The organism is Streptomyces nidicola (assembly GCF_050106155.1).
In the GTDB taxonomy this organism is placed as follows: Bacteria; Actinomycetota; Actinomycetes; order Streptomycetales; family Streptomycetaceae; genus Streptomyces.
Genome location: NZ_JBNBPI010000001.1, coordinates 3,225,118 through 3,241,477, shown reverse-complemented (window position 1 = coordinate 3,241,477; position 16,360 = coordinate 3,225,118). Strand labels below are relative to the sequence as shown.

14 protein-coding genes are annotated in these 16,360 nt (G+C 72.0%); 7 read left to right on the top strand and 7 right to left on the bottom strand.

What is annotated here, in order from left to right:
• The first annotated feature begins 18 nt into the window (after positions 1-18).
• A complete protein-coding gene (locus ACOKM3_RS14665; RefSeq protein WP_426900627.1) occupies positions 19-1,731 on the top strand; it encodes a DAK2 domain-containing protein in 1,713 nt (570 codons plus the stop codon).
• Positions 1,732-1,765: 34 nt separating this feature from the next.
• Here ACOKM3_RS14665 and ACOKM3_RS14660 read toward each other — a convergent pair whose 3' ends face one another.
• Positions 1,766-2,575 carry an IclR family transcriptional regulator gene (locus ACOKM3_RS14660; RefSeq protein WP_426900625.1) on the bottom strand — a complete coding sequence of 270 codons (810 nt, stop codon included), beginning with the start codon at positions 2,573-2,575 and terminating at the stop codon, positions 1,766-1,768.
• A gap of 122 nt (positions 2,576-2,697) precedes the next feature.
• Between ACOKM3_RS14660 and ACOKM3_RS14655 the strand changes: the two genes are divergently transcribed.
• Both ACOKM3_RS14655 and ACOKM3_RS14650 read left to right on the top strand, forming a co-directional pair.
• Positions 2,698-3,996, top strand: a complete 1,299-nt coding sequence (locus tag ACOKM3_RS14655; protein WP_426900623.1) for a glucarate dehydratase family protein — start codon at positions 2,698-2,700, stop codon at positions 3,994-3,996.
• Positions 3,993-4,991 carry a 2-hydroxyacid dehydrogenase gene (locus tag ACOKM3_RS14650; protein ID WP_426900621.1) on the top strand — a complete coding sequence of 333 codons (999 nt, stop codon included), beginning with the start codon at positions 3,993-3,995 and terminating at the stop codon, positions 4,989-4,991. Before ACOKM3_RS14655 ends, ACOKM3_RS14650 begins: the two co-directional genes overlap by 4 nt.
• A 3-nt stretch (positions 4,992-4,994) precedes the next feature.
• Here the strand turns inward: ACOKM3_RS14650 and ACOKM3_RS14645 are convergent, their stop codons facing one another.
• From ACOKM3_RS14645 to ACOKM3_RS14620, 6 genes are all read right to left on the bottom strand, one after another.
• Positions 4,995-5,711, bottom strand: a complete 717-nt coding sequence (locus ACOKM3_RS14645) for a sulfite exporter TauE/SafE family protein (protein WP_426900619.1) — start codon at positions 5,709-5,711, stop codon at positions 4,995-4,997.
• Complete coding sequence (locus tag ACOKM3_RS14640) at positions 5,708-6,724, bottom strand: ABC transporter ATP-binding protein (protein ID WP_426900617.1); 1,017 nt, start codon at positions 6,722-6,724, stop codon at positions 5,708-5,710. Before ACOKM3_RS14640 ends, ACOKM3_RS14645 begins: the two co-directional genes overlap by 4 nt.
• Positions 6,721-7,710: an ABC transporter ATP-binding protein gene (locus ACOKM3_RS14635; protein ID WP_426900615.1), complete on the bottom strand. Its 990-nt coding sequence runs from the start codon at positions 7,708-7,710 to the stop codon at positions 6,721-6,723. Before ACOKM3_RS14635 ends, ACOKM3_RS14640 begins: the two co-directional genes overlap by 4 nt.
• Entirely contained in the window at positions 7,707-8,735 is a 1,029-nt protein-coding gene (locus ACOKM3_RS14630) for an ABC transporter permease (protein WP_426900613.1), read from the bottom strand. The genes ACOKM3_RS14635 and ACOKM3_RS14630 overlap by 4 nt, the downstream gene beginning before the upstream one ends.
• 10 nt (positions 8,736-8,745) lie before the next feature.
• Positions 8,746-9,675, bottom strand: a complete 930-nt coding sequence (locus ACOKM3_RS14625; RefSeq protein ID WP_426900611.1) for an ABC transporter permease — start codon at positions 9,673-9,675, stop codon at positions 8,746-8,748.
• Positions 9,676-9,800: 125 nt separating this feature from the next.
• Positions 9,801-11,342, bottom strand: coding sequence for an ABC transporter substrate-binding protein (locus ACOKM3_RS14620; RefSeq protein WP_426900609.1), 1,542 nt, complete (start codon positions 11,340-11,342; stop codon positions 9,801-9,803).
• 260 nt (positions 11,343-11,602) lie between these two features.
• Here ACOKM3_RS14620 and kdgD point away from each other — a divergent pair, with 260 nt between their 5' ends.
• The 4 genes from kdgD to recG all read left to right on the top strand — a co-directional run bounded on the left by kdgD (position 11,603) and on the right by recG (position 15,866).
• Entirely contained in the window at positions 11,603-12,517 is a 915-nt protein-coding gene (gene kdgD, locus ACOKM3_RS14615) for a 5-dehydro-4-deoxyglucarate dehydratase (RefSeq protein WP_426900607.1), read from the top strand.
• Between the two features lie 73 nt (positions 12,518-12,590).
• Positions 12,591-12,806 carry a hypothetical protein gene (locus ACOKM3_RS14610; protein WP_426900605.1) on the top strand — a complete coding sequence of 72 codons (216 nt, stop codon included), beginning with the start codon at positions 12,591-12,593 and terminating at the stop codon, positions 12,804-12,806.
• Positions 12,803-13,573, top strand: a complete 771-nt coding sequence (locus tag ACOKM3_RS14605; protein ID WP_426900603.1) for a 2-hydroxyacid dehydrogenase — start codon at positions 12,803-12,805, stop codon at positions 13,571-13,573. Before ACOKM3_RS14610 ends, ACOKM3_RS14605 begins: the two co-directional genes overlap by 4 nt.
• 82 nt (positions 13,574-13,655) lie before the next feature.
• The gene (recG, locus tag ACOKM3_RS14600) at positions 13,656-15,866 is read left to right on the top strand and encodes an ATP-dependent DNA helicase RecG (RefSeq protein WP_426900601.1); all 2,211 of its coding nucleotides are present in this window, start codon (positions 13,656-13,658) and stop codon (positions 15,864-15,866) included.
• Positions 15,867-16,360 lie beyond the last annotated feature (494 nt).

The window sequence follows — 16,360 nt, the reverse complement described above, 5'->3', positions numbered from 1 at the left end:
TCCGCGGTCTACTCTGCGGTGCCAGTCCAGCTGCTCGAGGAGGCGCAGGTGCCGCAGGTGCTCGACGTGATCGCGGTGCGCGCCTGGTGCTCACTCGCCCTGGAGGCGCTCGGCCGCGACCGTGCGGAGATAGACGCGATCAACGTCTATCCGGTCGCCGACGGGGACACCGGCACCAATCTCTATCTGACCCTCGAGTCCGCGCACCAGGCGGTCGAGGCGGTCTTCGCCGGTCTTGAGGCGGGGCCCGAGCCGGCCGCTCCCGCGCTCCCCGAAGTGATGCGCGCCATGGCGCACGGCGCCCTCATCGGCGCCCGGGGCAACTCCGGGACGATCCTCGCGCAGCTGCTGCGGGGCATGGCACAGGTCCTCGCCGGGGGCATGGGCGGTGAGGGAGATCACGTCACGGGGGCCGACGCCGACGCCCTGCGGCTCGCGCTGGGCCGGGCCGCCGAGTCCGCGCGCGAGGCGGTCGCCCACCCCGTGGAGGGCACCGTCCTGACCGTGGCGACGGCGGCCGCGGCGGCCGCCTCCGGGGTCGAAGGGGACTGCCGGGACGTCGTCCGTGCCGCCTATGAAGGGGCGTGCTTGGCGCTCGACGCGACGCCGGGGCAGCTCGCCGTACTCGGCAGCGCCGGGGTCGTGGACGCGGGTGGGCGGGGGCTCGTGGCCGTCCTGGGGGCGCTGAGCGAGGCGGTCTCGGGGGAGGCGGCGGCGCCGGTGCGCCGGGGTGCAGCGGGCGCCCACGCGCGCGTGGATGCCGTCCCCGACGGCGTAGTGCTCGAATGCCCCGAGGACGAGGGCGCCGCGGGCCCCGCCTTCGAGGTCATCTACCTGCTCGAAGCGGACGACGCGGCGGTGGCCCGGCTGCGGACGCGGCTGGACGCCCTCGGGGACTCGCTGGTCGTCGTCGGCGGGGACGGCCTGTGGAACGTCCACGTACATGTGGACGACGCGGGCGCGGCCGTGGAGGCGGGCGTCGAGGCCGGGCGCCCGTACCGCATCCGCATCACGCACTTCGGGCTCGGCGATGTGCACGCGACGCACGATTCGGCGCCGCGGGAGCGTGCGCAGCGGGCCGTGGTGGCGGTCGTGCCGGGCGACGGGCTCGCCGGGCTCTACCGGGAGGCGGGCGCCACGACCGTGCCAGACCGGCCCGGTGAACCGCCCGCGAGCGGGGAGCTGGTCGACGCGATACGGCGGGCCCATGCGCGCGAGGTGGTGCTGCTGCCGAACGACCCGGAGCTGCGGCACACCGCGGCGGCGGCGGCCGAGCAGGCCCGCTCCGAGGGGCTGCGGATCGCGCTCATCCCGACCCGCTCGGCGGTCCAGGGCATCGCCGCGCTCGCCGTCCACGAGCCCGACCGGCGCTTCGACGAGGACGTCGTGGCGATGACCTCGGCCGCGGGCGCGACCCGGTACGGCGAACTGGCCGTCGCCGAGCGGCAGTCGTGGACCATGGCGGGCATCTGCCAGGCAGGGGACGTCCTCGGTCTGATCGACGGAGACGTGGCGGTCATCGGCGGCGAGGTCCCCGTGACGGCCCGCACGGTCCTCGACCGGATGCTGGCGGCGGGCGGCGAAATCGTCACGCTCGTCCTCGGCGAGGAGGTCTCGGACGAGGTCGCGGCCGGGCTCGAACAGCATGTGCGCGAGACCTACCTGGCCGTGGACACGGTCGTGTACCGCGGCGGGCGGCAGTCGGCGCTGATGCTGATCGGCGTCGAGTAGGCCGCTGCGTACCCACGCACGGCCGGCCCGGACGCTAGCGGATGCCCTTGCGGCGCAGGGTTCCCGCCAGTTCGTCCGCGTGCCGGCGCAGCGCCTCCGTGACGCGGGCGAGCTCCCTGTCCGAGGCGCGGGACAGCGGCATCGAGCAGCTGATCGCGTCGGTCGCCGGGATGCGGTAGCCGACGCAGGCCGCCACGCAGCACAGCCCCGCCGTGTTCTGCTCCCGCTCGATCGACCAGCCGCGCACCCGGCTCGCCTCCAGCTCGTCGTGGAGCGCCGCACGCGTGGCCACCGTGTGCTCGGTCAACTGCCGCAGCCCGTCCTCCGGCAGGATCGCGTCGACCTCGGCCGAGGTCCGCTCGGCGAGCAGGGCCTTGCCCAATGAGGTTGCGTGTGCGGGCAGTTGACGGCCCACGCGGGACACGAGGCGCTTGGGCTCCGTGACCTCGCGGCTGGCCAGGTAGATGACGTTGGGGGCGTCCAGGCGCGCGTAGTGCACGGTGTAGCCGGTCTCGGCCCGCAGGCTCTCCAGCTGCTGGACGGCGAAGGGCAGTGCCGGGTCGCGGTCGAGGTAGGCGGTGCCCGCGAGCAGCGCGCGCGGTCCGATGCCGTACGTCTGCTCGCCGTCGGAGGTCTCGATCCACTTCAGCGTCGTCAGCGTGCGCAGCAGGGCGTACAGGCTGGAGCGGGGGTAGCCGGTCCGCTCCTGAAGTCCGCTGAGGCTGAGGCCGTCCGCGGACTCGGCGAGCGTCTCCATGATCCGTGCGGTGCGCTCGGCGGACTTGACCAGGCCGCGGCCCGGCTCGGTGTCCGCCGCGCCCAACGAGGCGTTCTTCGCTGCCACTTCTACCCCCTGAACGTCCGGCACATCGTAGGGGACGGGGAGACGGAGACAGCCGGCCCGGACCTCCGAAATCACATACGCAAGCCTTGTCTACGTACGTAGACGCGTGTCAGGATCCGGTCATGTCTGACACTGAGAAGCACCGGACCGCTGAGAAGCACCGGATCTCCGAGGTGCGCGTGACGCCCGTGGCCTTCCGCGACCTTCCGCTGCTCAACTCCGTAGGCGTGCACGAGCCGTTCGCGCTGCGCTCGGTCGTCGAGGTCGTGACCGACAGCGGCCTGTGCGGGCTCGGTGAGTCCTACGGGGACCTGCCGCATCTGGGCCGCCTCGAGCGGGCCGGGCAGCACCTGGTCGGCACCGACATCTTCGACCTCAACGGCGTCTGGCGCGCGGTCAACGAGTCGCTGGCCGCCGACAGCGGCGTGGGCGGGCACGGGATGAGCGGGATGGTGACCGACAGCTCCCTCGCCGACCGGGTCGTCTCGCCCTTCGAGGTCGCCGCGCTCGACCTTCAGGGCAAGGTCGTCGGCCGCCCGGTGAGCGACCTGCTCGGCGGCGCCGTGCGCGACCGCGTCGCCTACAGCGCGTACCTCTTCTACAAGTGGGCCGGCCACCCCGGACAGGACGACGACGAGTGGGGCGCCGCCCTCGACCCGGAGGGCCTGGTCCGGCAGGCCCACCGCATCATCGACGCGTACGGTTTCGGCGCGATCAAGCTGAAGGGCGGCGTCTTCGCGCCCGAGGAGGAGATCGAGGCGGTCCGGGCGCTGCGTGCCGCCTTCCCCGAGCTGCCGCTCCGGCTCGACCCCAACGGGGCCTGGAACGTGGCCAGTTCCATCAAGGTCGGGCAGGAGCTCGACGGCGTCGTCGAATACCTGGAGGACCCGACGCCCGGCATCGAGGGCATGGCCCGCGTCGCGCGCGAGGTGTCGATGCCGCTCGCCACCAACATGTGCGTCGTCGCCTTCAAGCACCTGCCGCCCGCCGTGCGCCAGGACGCCGTCCAAGTGGTGCTGTCCGACCACCACTTCTGGGGCGGGCTGCGGCGGTCCCAGCGGCTCGGTGCGATCTGCGAGACGTTCGGCATGGGCCTGTCCATGCACTCCAACTCGCATCTGGGCATCAGCCTCGCGGCCATGACCCACCTCGCCTCCGCCACCCCGAACCTCGACTACGCCTGCGACACGCACTGGCCGTGGAAGGACCCCGCCGAGGACGTCGTCGTGCCGGGCGCGCTCACGTTCGAGGACGGCGCCGTCGCCGTTCCCACGGCCCCAGGACTCGGCGTCGAACTCGACCGTGACGCGCTCGCCCGGCTGCACGAGCAGTACCTCGCCTGCGGCATCCGCGAGCGCGACGACACCACCTACATGCGCCGCTTCCGGCCGGAGTTCGACCCGACGGTGCCGCGGTGGTGAGCGGGGGAGCGGTGCGGCCGCTGGAGGTCCTGGTCACCGAACCGGTCATGGGGCGGTTCAGGGACGTACTCACCGAAGGCGGCGCGCATCGGTGGACCTTCGCGTACGGGGACGATCCCGGGGCCCTGACCGCCGCCGCGGCCACCGCCGACGTACTCGTGTGCTCTGCCGCCGACCGCGAACTGCTGGCAGGGATGGAGCGGCTGCGGCTGCTGCACGTCACCGGGGCCGGCTACGACAAGATCCCGCTGGACGCGCTGCGGCCCGGGGTGAGGGTGGCGAACACCTTCCACCACGGCCGCTCCATCGCCGAGCACGTGGTGATGGTGTCGATGATGCTGCTGCGCGACGTCGCGCGCGGCGAGCGGGACGTGCGGGCCGGTATCTGGCGCAACGCGGTCGTCGACCCGTCCTACGCCTTCGGCGGCGTCCTCGCCGGACGTACGCTCGGCGTGCTCGGCATGGGCGAGATCGGTGGCGAAGTGGCCCGGCTGGCGGGCGCGTTGGGCATGCGGGTACGCGCCGTGCGCCGCGACCCGGGTGCGCCACCGCCCGCCGGGGTGGACCTGGAGTGGGTGGGCGGGCAGGACCGGCTGCACGAGATGCTCGCCGCCTGTGACGTGGTCGTGGTGACGGTGCCGCTGAGCGAGGAGACGCGCGGGCTCGTGGACGCCGCCGCGCTCGCCGCGATGAAACCGTCCGCCGTGCTCGTCAACGTGGCCCGGGGCGCGGTCGTCGACGAGAAGGCGCTGCACTCCGCGCTGGGCGACGGCACCATCGCGGGGGCGGGCATCGACGTCTGGTGGCGCAACCCGCGCGAGCCCGCGGCGCCGCCGCCCTCGCACCTGGACTTCACCGGGTTCGACAACGTGGTGCTCACGCCGCACCAGTCGGGCCACACCGAGGAGACCTTCCGCGGCCGGGCCGAGGACATCAGGGCGAACGTCGAGGCGCTCGCGGAGGGACGGCCGCTGCGCAACCTCGTGGTCGGGTGAGGGTCACACCAACTGCTCGCCGATCAGCAGCACCGCCCCCAGCGCCGACACCCCGATCGCGGCCCAGCGCAGCCGGCGGGCGTCCATGAAGCGGTTCACGTAACGCGAGAGCGCGTAGCCGACGACCGGCGCGGGGGCGAGCACGGCCGACATGAGGAGCGTGTGCGCCCCGATGGCGCCCGTCGACGCGAGCGTCGCGAGGGAGAGCACCGAGCCGATGAGGAAGAACCCGCTCATGGTGCCGCGCAGCACGGGCGCGTCCTTGCCCTGCCAGACCAGGGCCATCGGCGGACCGCCGATCGAGGTCGCGGTGCCGAGCAGCCCCGACGCGGACCCGGCGAGGACCAGGACAGGACGGTGCGGCTGCGGGGCCCAGCCGAAGCAGGTCAGTACGACGCCCAGGAGCACCACGCCGGACAGCATCAGGGCGAGTCCCTGCGGCGGCAGCGCGGCCACGAGCAGCGCTCCCGCGACGGTGCCGGGCACCCGGCCGACCAGCGCCCAGCCGGTGCCCCGCAGATCGATGTGCTGCCGCTCGGCCACCGTCACGAGGAGGGTGAGCACGCCCGCCTGAATGATCAGCGTTCCCGGTACGAGGGTCGGGTCGACGACGGCGACCACCGGCGCGGCGAGCATCCCCATGCCGAAGCCGATGGACGCCTGGAGACAGGAGGCGATCACCACCGCGACCGCGACGACCAGATAGCCGGTGAGTGTCACAGCCCTTCCCCACCCGCGGCCACCAGGCCTGAGGTGTCCTCCAGCGGATGGAAGCAGGCAGCCGTGTGCCCCGGATCCCGTAGGTCGACGGCCGGGTCGGGCGCGGCCGAGGCGCACGCGTCGGTCGCCTTCCAGCAGCGGGTGCGGAAGCGGCAGCCGGACGGCGGCGAGAGCGGGGAAGGCAACTCGCCCTGGAGGACGATCTGTTCGCGGCGCCCGTCGGCGTCGAGCGACGGCGCGGCCGACATCAGCGCCGAACTGTACGGGTGCAGGGCGCGGCCGAAGACGGACTCCGTGTCGCCCTGTTCCACGATGCCGCCCAGGTACATCACCAGCACGCGGTCCGCGACGTGCCGGACCACCGACAGGTCGTGGGAGATGAAGAGATAGCTGACGCCGAGCTGTCGTTGCAGGTCGTTGAGGAGGTTGAGCACCTGGGCCTGCACGGACAGGTCGAGCGCGGAGACCGGCTCGTCGCAGATGATCACGTCGGGGGAGAGGGCGAGCGCGCGGGCGATGCCGATGCGCTGGCGCTGGCCGCCGGAGAACTCCTGCGGATAGCGGTGCTCGTCGCCCTTGCGCAGCCCGACGAGATCGAGCAACTCCCGTATGCGGGCTGCGCGTTCACCGGTCGTGCGGTGCAGGGTCTTGTGGGTGCGCCACGGTTCGCCGATGATCTCGCCGGCCGTCATCCGGGCGTTGAGCGAGGCGAACGGGTCCTGGAAGACCATCTGCACCCGGCGCCGCCACGCCAGCAGCTCCGCCCCCTTGAGCGCGAACGGGTCCACGCCGTCGAAGCGGACCTCGCCGCCGTCGGGCCGCTCCAGCATGAGCAGCGTCCGGGCGAGCGTGGACTTGCCGCAGCCCGACTCCCCGACGAGGCCGAGGGTCTCGCCGCGCCGCAGATCGAAGGAGATGCCGTTCAGGGCGCGCAGCCGGCGCCCCTTGCCGGCGCCCTGGACCTGGAACGTCTTGGTGAGCTCGCGTACCTGGAGAAGCGGGTTGTCGTTCATCGGGTCACCTCGTCGGAGAAGTGGCAGGCGGCCGTGCGGCCCGGCGCGACCTCGGCCGGTTCGGGGCGCCGCGCGCGGCACAGGTCGCGCACCAGCGGGCAGCGGTCCTGGTAGACGCAGCCGGACGGGATCGAGTGCAGATCCGGCGGGGCGCCGCCGATGGACCGCAGCTCCTCACCGCGCGCGGCGTGCACCGGCACCGAGTCCAACAGGCCCTTGGTGTACGGGTGTCGGGGCTCCCCGAACACCTCGCGTACGGGGCCCGACTCGACGACGGTGCCCGCGTACATCACCACGACCTCGTCGGCCTGCTCGGAGACCAGGGCCAGGTCGTGCGTGATCAGTACGACGCTCATGTCGCGCTCCGCGCGCAGGTCCCGCAGCAGCTGCATGATCTGCGCCTGCACGGTCACGTCGAGCGCGGTCGTCGGCTCGTCGGCGAGGAGCACGGACGGGGAGAGCGCGACCGCGATGGCGATCAGGAGACGCTGGCGCATACCGCCGGAGAACTGGTGCGGATAGGCGTCCACCCGGCTCTCCGGCTCCGGGATGCCGACCCGCGCCATCAGCTCGACCGCTTCCTTGCGGGCCTGCTTGCGGGACATCCCGCGGTGGATCCGGAACGGCTCGGCGAGCTGGGTGCCCACCGTGTAGACCGGGTTGAGGGCGGTGAGCGCGTCCTGGAAGACGATGGCGAGTTCGGGGCCCGCGAGCGCGCGCCGGGTCCGCTCGTCGGCCGCGACCAGATCGGTGCCGTCGAGCAGCACCCGGCCCGCGCTCACCTCGGCGGCCGGGTCGAGCAGCGACACGATGGCCTGCGCGGTCATCGACTTGCCGCAGCCGGACTCGCCGAGCAGGGCGAGCGTCCGGCCGCGCCGGGCGCTGAAGGTGACCTTGTCGACGGCGCGTACGGTGCCGGTCGGGGTGCGGATGTCGACGCTGAGGCCGTCCACTTCGAGGGCGGTACGCGTAGCGGTGGCGGTCACGACTGGGCCTCCTGGGGAGCCGGGACGGTGCGGGCGGCGCGGCCCGCGCGGCGCCGCGCCTTGCGGGGGAGCGTGAGGCGCCAGCGCTGCGCGGGGTCGGTGGCGAGCCGCGCCCAGGAGGCGAGCACGGTCGCGGAGACCGTCGTGATGACGATGGCGAGGCCGGGGAAGAAGGTCAGCCACCACGCGCTCTGCAGATACGTCCGGCCCTGCGAGACCATCAACCCCCAGCTCACATCGGGGGGTTGGATGCCGATTCCGAGGAAGCTCAGCGAGGACTCCGCGAGCATCACGTAGCAGAATTCGAGCGTGGCGAGGGTCAGCAGCGTCGGCAGCACGATCGGGAACACGTGCCGGCGGATGATCGCGCCGCTCGATGTGCCGAAGGTCCGCGCCGCGTCCACGAACAGCCGGCTCTGGAGCTCGGAGGATTCCGACCGGGCGGTGCGCAGATAGACCGGGAGCCGGGTGACGGTCAGCACCAGGACAAGGTTGGCGATGCTCGGCGAGAAGACGTACAGCACGACGACTGCCATGAGCAGCGAAGGGAAGCTCATGATGACGTCGGCGACGCGCATCGCGACCGTCTCCCTGCGGCCGCGGTGGTAGCCGGCCCACATGCCGATCAGCGAGCCGAAGGCCAGCGCGAGCAGCACCGCGGGCACGGCCACGCTGAACGTGGTGCGCGCGGCGACGACCAGCCGGGCCAGCACGCTCTGGCCGAGCGGATCGGTGCCGAGGACGCCCAGCCAGCCGTGGTCGAGGGAGAACGGCGCCTGGTTGGCGTTCTTCAGGTCCTGCTCGGTGGCGGAGCCGCCGAGCAGCGGCGGACCGAGGAGCGCGGTGAGCGCGATCAGGACGAGCAGCACGGCCGCCACGGTGGCGACGCGGTCGCGCAACAGCATGCGCCACAAGGGGACTTGGCTGCCGCGGGGTGCGGAGGCGCCCTTCGCGGGAACCGGGGTCTCGGACGCGGAGTCCACCGGCTTGTCGGTCGAGTCGGTCGAGTCGGTCGAAATGCTCACGGCGTCCTCCTCAGGCCGTCGCCGTCTCGCGCACGCGCGCGTCGAGCAGCGCGTAGCAGACGTCGATGACGATGTTGAGCGCGAAGATGGTGATCGCGGTGATCAGCACCGCGGCCTGAAGCACCGCGAAGTCGCGGCCCAGGATGGAGTCGATCATCAGCTTCCCGATGCCCGGCCAGCCGAAGATCGTCTCCACCACCACGGCCCCGTTGACCAGCGAGACGGCGAGGTCGCCCGCCACGGTGAGCGCGGGCGCGGCGGCGTTGCGCAGCGCGTGATGGCTGACCACGCGGACGCTGCCGGCCCCCTTGCTGCGCGCGAGGCGCACGTACGGGGCGGAGAGCGCGGAGACCATCGCGCCGCGCACCACCTGGGTGAGCACGCCGAGCGGCCGGATCACCAGCGTCGCCACCGGCAGCACCCACGAGAGCATGCCGTCGGTGACGCCCGAGGTGGGCAGCACGCCGAGCGTCACGGAGAAGATCCATACGCCGGTGATCGCGAACCAGAAGTCGGGGACGCTCGCGGCGGTCATGGACAGGAACGAAGAGACGCGGTCGGCAAGGGAGTTGGGCCGGTAGGCGGCCCAGCTGCCGATGATCACCGCGCCGATGACGGCGATCAGCATGGTCGCGAAGGCGAGCTGCAACGTGGCGGGGAAGGCCCGCAGCGCCATCGTCGCCGCGGACTCGCCGGTGCGCAGCGACTCGCCGAAGTCGAGCTGGAAGACGCCGCCGAAGTAGTCGGCGATCTGCTGCCAGATCGAGTCGTCGAACCCGTTGCGCGCGGCGAAGGCGGCGCGCTGGGCCGGGGTGGCGGATTCGGGCAGGTACAAGGACGAGGGATCGCCGGTGAGCCGCGCGAGGACGAAGACCCCGAGAAGCACCGCGAGCAGCGGCAGGATGCTGGTCAGCGTGCGGCGACGAAGAAAGGGGAACATCGCTGTCCCTAGGTCGGAGGACGGGGAGCGGGCGTGCAGTGCAGGTGGGCAATTTCAGCCCCGCCGGCGTTTGAGGCGCGGGGTCCGGGGCGGAGCCCCGTGAGCGGGGTGGACGCGCCGCCCTGTCAGTCGGCGTGCGTGAACTCGGCGAGGCGCATCTCGTCGCCCGTCGCAGAGTTGGGCCGATACCGAACCCCTCCCGCGAGTGCAACGATCCCGTACATGTGCGCCACGTACGCGTACTGCGTGATCTCGGTCGGCTCCGCCGCGAAGACCCCCGCCAGCGCCCGCTGCCGCGCGCCGCCGGTGAGCGCCTCCGCCGCACGGATTCTCCGGTCGAACGCCCCCGTGCCGCCGGAGCTCTGGAACCCCTTGCTCAGCAGGTACTGATCCATGGAGAAGGCCGCGTCACCGGCCTGGTTCCCGTGCTGGATGAGCAGCAGATACGGCCCCGTGTCCTTGGGGAAGGGCCGCTCCTGGAACTCCGTGCTGCCCGCCGTGTCCTTCATCTGGATCTTGACGTTGAGGCCGATCCCCGCCAGCTCGTTCTGGATGACCTGCACGGTCTCGTCGACCTTCGGGAAGAGCGCGGTGCGGCTGATCAGCCGGATCTGCTTACCGACATCGACCCCGTCGGCCTTCGCCTGCGCCAGCAGCTTCCGCGCCTTGGCGAGATCGGTCGGCCAGGGCTTCAACCCCTTGTCGTACCCGGTGATCCCGGAGGGCACGAGCTGGGACGCGACCTTGGCGTCGCCCCGGTACAGGGAGTCGACGATGCCCTTGCGGTCGATCGCGTAGTTGATCGCCTTGCGCACCCGCTCGTCGTTCAGCGGCGCCTCGCCGAGCTGCATGCGCAGCGCGGTGGTCTCGTTGTTCGGATACGTGACCGCGGTGTCGCCCGCCCCGTCCTGCGGTCCGAGCGAAGTGGCCACGTCCGCCTCGCCGTTGGTGACCATGGCGGCGCGGACACTGCCTTCGGGGCGCCACTGGTAGAGGGCCTTGCGGTAGTCGGGGGCCTTGCCCCAGTACCGCTTGTTGGCGGCGAGGGAGAGCCGCAGGCCGGGCTCCCAGTCGGCGATCCGGTACGGGCCCGTGCCGACGGGTTCGCGCACCTTCTTCTTCGCGTCGGTGGACGTCGGCACCATCTCGATGAAGGAGAGCCGCAGCGGCAGGATCGGATCCGCCTCGGGGGTCGTCACCTTCAGCGTGTGGTCGTCGGGCGTCGACAGCTTCACGTCCATGTCCCCGAAGACGTAGCCCTCGACATTGCAGCCGAGCTTCGAGTTGACCGCGCGGTCGATGGAGTACGCGGCGTCCTTCGCGTCGAACCGCGAACCGTCGCTGAACCGGACACCCTCGCGGACGGTGTACGTCCACTGGGTGTCGGAGGTGCGCTTCCAGGCGGTCGCGAGCTTCGGCCGAAGCTCGCCCGAGTCCGGGTCGCGCTCGGTCAGCGGCTCGGTGATGTTGGAGCGCACCACCACGCCGGTGGAGGTCAGCGAGGACTCGCAGGGTTCGAGGGTGGGCGGCTCCTCCGGCAGTACGACGCGCAGCGTGTCCTTGCCCGCCGTCACCGACGCGCTGTTGGCCACGGTGCAGGCGCTTGCGGCGAGCGTGCAGACGACCGCCAGAGCGAGAGCCCGACCGGGGATGGGAACAGGGGGCATGGGGCTTCCTCCACCGTGACAGGCGCGAGCATGTCCACGGATGTAGACGCCGTTTCGATTTGTGGACGCACGGTAAGTGGGGGTTCTCGGGCACGTCAATAGGTCGCGCAGGCAGGGAAGTTGGACGCGCCCTACACGTTCCCTATGTGTGCGCCGGAGAGGAGGCGTACTCATATGTAGACGCCATTCCTATCCATGATCGACGTCTGCTAGCTTGCGGCCAGCCGGCCTCATCCGCCCGACGACCCTGGAGCTGCCCCATGGCCCGTTTCTCGCCCGATGATCTGCGCCGCGTCCTGGGCTCCGGCCTGCTGTCCTTCCCCGTCACCCACACCACGCCCGACCACGCCTTCGACGAGCCGGCCTACCGCGCGCACCTCCAGCGTCTGGCCGGGTACGACGTGGCGGGCCTCTTCGCCCCGGGCGGCACCGGCGAGTTCTTCTCGCTCAGCCACACCGACGTCGACGCGGTGCTGCGGGCGACCGTCGCCGAGGCGCACGACGGGCTGCCGGTCATCGGGGCGGCCGGATACGGCACGGCGACCGCGGTGGAGATGGCCCGGCGGGCGGAGGAGGGCGGGGCCGACGGCCTCCTGCTGCTGCCGCCCTATCTCACCGAGGTCGGACAGGAGGGGCTCTACGACCATGTGGCGCGGGTCTGCGCGGCCACGTCCCTCGGCGTGATCGTCTACCACCGGGCCAACGCACGCTTCAAGGCGGCGACCGTGGACCGGCTCGTCGCCCGCTTCCCCAACTTCATCGGGTTCAAGGACGGCGTCTGCGACATCGACCTCATGGCCCGGTTGCACGCCGAACACGACGGGCGGCTCGTCCTCATCGGCGGCCTCCCGACGGCCGAGACCTACGCCCTGCCGTACCTCGAACTGGGCGCCACCACCTACTCGTCGGCCATCTTCAACTTCGCCCCGCAGTGGGCCTGCGACTTCTACGCGGCCGTGCGCGCCCACGACAAGGCGCAGGTCTACGACCGGCTGCGCGAGTTCGTCCTGCCCTACATCGCCATCCGTGACCGGCAGCCCGGCTACGCGGTCTCGATCGTGAAGGCCGGCCTCACCGTCTCCGGCCACGGCGCGGGACCGGTGCGCCCGCCACTGACCGACCTCACCGAGGCCGAGCACGTCGAACTCGCCGCGCTCGTCAAGAAAGTGATCTGAACCGGCCCGGGACCATGAACCCGGACCATGAACCGGCCCCTGACCACGAGCCGGTCCAGGAAGGAGTCCCCGCATGACCACGTCCACCGCCACGTCCTCTGCCGCCGTCGGCCGCGTCCTCGCCGTCGGTTCGCTCAAGCCCTCGCTCGCCCGGACGCTGAGCACCACGTACGACGCTCTCGTCCTTCCGAAGGAAGGACCGGAACGCGACAGTTTCCTCGCGGAGTACGGGGTGAGGTCGGCGTCGTCGTCACCTCCGGCCGCGCGGGCGTCGGCACCGAACTCATGACCGCGCTGCCGCGCCTCGGCGCCGTCGTCAACTTCGGGGTCGGCTACGACACCACCGACGTCGCCCTCGCCCTGGAACGCGGCATCGTGGTCAGCAACACCCCCGACGTGCTCACCGACTGCGTCGCCGACACCGCGCTTGGGCTGACGCTCGACGTGCTGCGGGGGCTCTCCGCCGCCGACCGCTACGTACGGGCCGGCCGTTGGCCGAGCGAGGGCGCCGTCCCGTTGGCGCGGCGGGTCAGCGGCGCCCGGATCGGCGTGCTCGGGCTCGGCCGGATCGGGCGGGCCATCGCCACCCGGTTCGCCGCCATGGGCTGCCCGATCAGCTACCACAGCCGCCGCGAGGTCTCCGGCGTCGACTACACGTACGCGGCCTCGCCCGCGGAACTGGCCGCGTCCGTCGACGTGTTGGTGGTCGCGACCTCCGGCGGCGCCGCCACCAGCGGTCTCGTCTCCCGGGAGGTCCTGGAGGCGCTCGGCCCCGAGGGCTACCTCGTCAACATCGCGCGCGGCAGCGTGGTCGACGAGGAGGCGCTCGTCGACCTCCTGACCACCGGCGGCCTCGCGGGCGCGGGTCTGGACGTCTTCGCCGCCGAACCGCACGTGCCGGAGCCGCTCCTCGCCCTGGACAACGTGGTCCTCACGCCGCACCTGGCCAGCGGCACCGTCCAGACCCGCGACGAGATGGAACGGCTGACGCTGGACAACCTGGCGGCGTACCTGTCGCACGGGAAGCTGGTGACGCCGGTGTCCGAGATGGGCTGAGGTCCGGCGCAGGCCCGTTTCAGAGCTGTCCAGGGGCTCATTTCAGGGCAGTGTTCGGCCATTGTCAGTGGCGTGGTGTGCAATGGATCTCGTGCCCGCGCTCGAAGAACCATTGAAGAAGGTGCTCGGCCCCGCCACCGCGAAGGTGATGGCCGAGCATCTAGGCCTGCACACGGTCGGCGACCTGCTCCACCACTACCCGCGCAGATACGCGGAGCGGGGCGAGCTCACCCGCCTCGCGGAGCTGCCGCTCGACGAGCACGTGACGGTCGTCGCCCAGGTCGCCACCGCCCGCATCCTGAAGTTCAACGGCGGCAGGGGCCAGCGCCTCGAAGTCACCATCACCGACGGCAGCGGCCAGCTCCAGCTCGTCTTCTTCGGCCGCGGCATCCACAAGCCGCACAAGGACCTGCTGCCCGGTACGCGCGCGATGTTCGCCGGCAAGGCCTCGGTCTTCAACCGGAAGATGCAACTGGCGCACCCCGCCTACCAGTTGCTCAACGCCGAATCGTCCGACGAGGCCGCGGAGGCCGTCGGATCGTGGGCCGGTGCCCTGCTGCCGATCTACCCGGCGACGGCCAAGCTGGAGTCCTGGAAGATCGCCAAGGCCGTCGACCTGGTGCTGCCCAGCGCGCGCGAGGCCGAGGACCCGCTGCCCGAGTCGCTGCGCGAGGGGCGCGGCCTGGTCCCGCTGCCCGAGGCCCTGCTCAAGATCCACCGGCCGCAGGCGAAGGACGACATCGCCGACGCCCGGGACCGCCTCAAGTGGGACGAGGCCTTCGTCCTCCAAGTGGCCCTCGCCCGGCGCCGGTTCGCGGAGACCCAGCTGACGGCGGTCGCCCGCGTCCCGAAGCCGGACGGCCTGCTGACCGCCTTCGACGCGAAGCTCCCCTTCACGCTCACCGACGGCCAGCAGAAGGTCTCCAAGGAGATCTTCGACGACCTGGCCACGGAGCACCCGATGCACCGGCTGCTCCAGGGCGAAGTGGGTTCCGGGAAGACGATGGTGGCGCTGCGCGCCATGCTCGCCGTCGTCGACGCGGGTGGGCAGGCCGCGATGCTCGCGCCCACCGAGGTCCTCGCGCAGCAGCACCACCGGTCCATCACCGAGATGATGGGCGAGCTGGCGCAGGGCGGGATGCTGGGCGGGGCCGAGCACGCCACCAAGGTCGTCCTGCTCACCGGCTCGATGGGCATGGCCGCCCGCCGCCAGGCGCTGCTCGACCTGGCCACGGCGGAGGCCGGCATCGTCATCGGTACGCACGCGCTGATCGAGGACAAGGTGCAGTTCGACGATCTGGGCCTGGTCGTCGTGGACGAGCAGCACCGGTTCGGCGTGGAACAGCGCGACGCCCTGCGCTCGAAGGGCAAGCAGCCGCCGCACCTCCTGGTCATGACGGCGACGCCGATTCCGCGCACGGTCGCGATGACGGTCTTCGGTGACCTGGAGACGTCCGTCCTCGACCAGCTCCCGGCCGGCCGCTCGCCGATCGCCAGCCATGTCGTACCGGCGGCCGACAAGCCGCACTTCCTGGCGCGCGCGTGGGAGCGCGTACGCGAGGAAGTGAGCAACGGCCATCAGGCGTACGTCGTCTGCCCCCGCATCGGCGACGACGAGGACGAGAAGCCCAAGAAGGGCGCCGCCAAGAAGGCGTCCGCCGAGGACGAGGCGGAGAAGCGGCCACCGCTCGCGGTGCTCGACGTCGCGGAGGAGCTGGCGCGTGGCCCGCTCCAGGGGCTCAAGGTCGAGGTGCTGCACGGCCGGATGCAGCCCGACGACAAGGACGCCGTGATGCGCCGCTTCGCCGCGGGGGAGACGGACGTCCTGGTGGCGACGACCGTCATCGAGGTCGGTGTGAACGTGCCGAACGCGACGGCGATGGTGATCATGGACGCCGACCGGTTCGGCGTCTCGCAGCTCCACCAGCTGCGCGGCCGCGTCGGGCGTGGGTCGGCGGCGGGCCTGTGCCTGCTGGTCACCGAGATGCCGGAGGCCGCCCCCGCGCGCGCCCGCCTCGGCGCGGTCGCCGCCACGCTCGACGGGTTCGAGCTGTCCCGGATCGACCTCGAACAGCGCCGTGAGGGCGACGTCCTCGGCCAGGCCCAGTCCGGGGTCCGCTCGTCCCTGAGGATGCTTGCCGTGATCGAGGACGAGGAGATCATCGCGGAGGCGCGGGAGGAGGCGACCAAGGTGGTTTCGGCGGACCCGGAGCTTGCGGCATTGCCTGCCCTACGAGTGGCGCTGGACGCCCTCCTCGACGAGGAACGGGAACAGTACCTGGACAAGGGCTGACCCGTGCCGGGCCGGGGCCCCGAGCCCCGGTTGCACAGCGCCGTGGCTTCACCGTGCCGTGGCCGAGGCCTCCCGCCCTGATTGCGCGGCACCGGGGTCCCACCGTGCCGTGGTCGACGCTTCCCGTCCTGGGTGCGCGGCACTGTGCCGGGGGTGGGCGCCGTTGCATTCGGCGCGCGGCACCGGTTCCTGCCCGGCTGTGCCGGTGCCCGGTCATCTCCCACCGCCCGCCCCCTCCGGGGGCTTTGGCCTGTCCGGGGCCCGGTTGCTGTGCCGGGGTCTGCGCCTGTCGTAGCTGTTGCGCGGCACTGGTCCTTGTCCGGCTGTGCCGGTGCCCGGTCATCTCCCGCCCGCCCGCCCCCTCGGGGGGCTTTGGCCTGTCCGGGGCCCGGGTTGCTGCACCGGGGCGGGGCCCGTCGTGAGGGGTGCGCTGCACCGGGGGCCGGCGTGCCGTGGTCGGCGCCTCCCGCCCGGGGTGCGCCGCACGGGGTCTT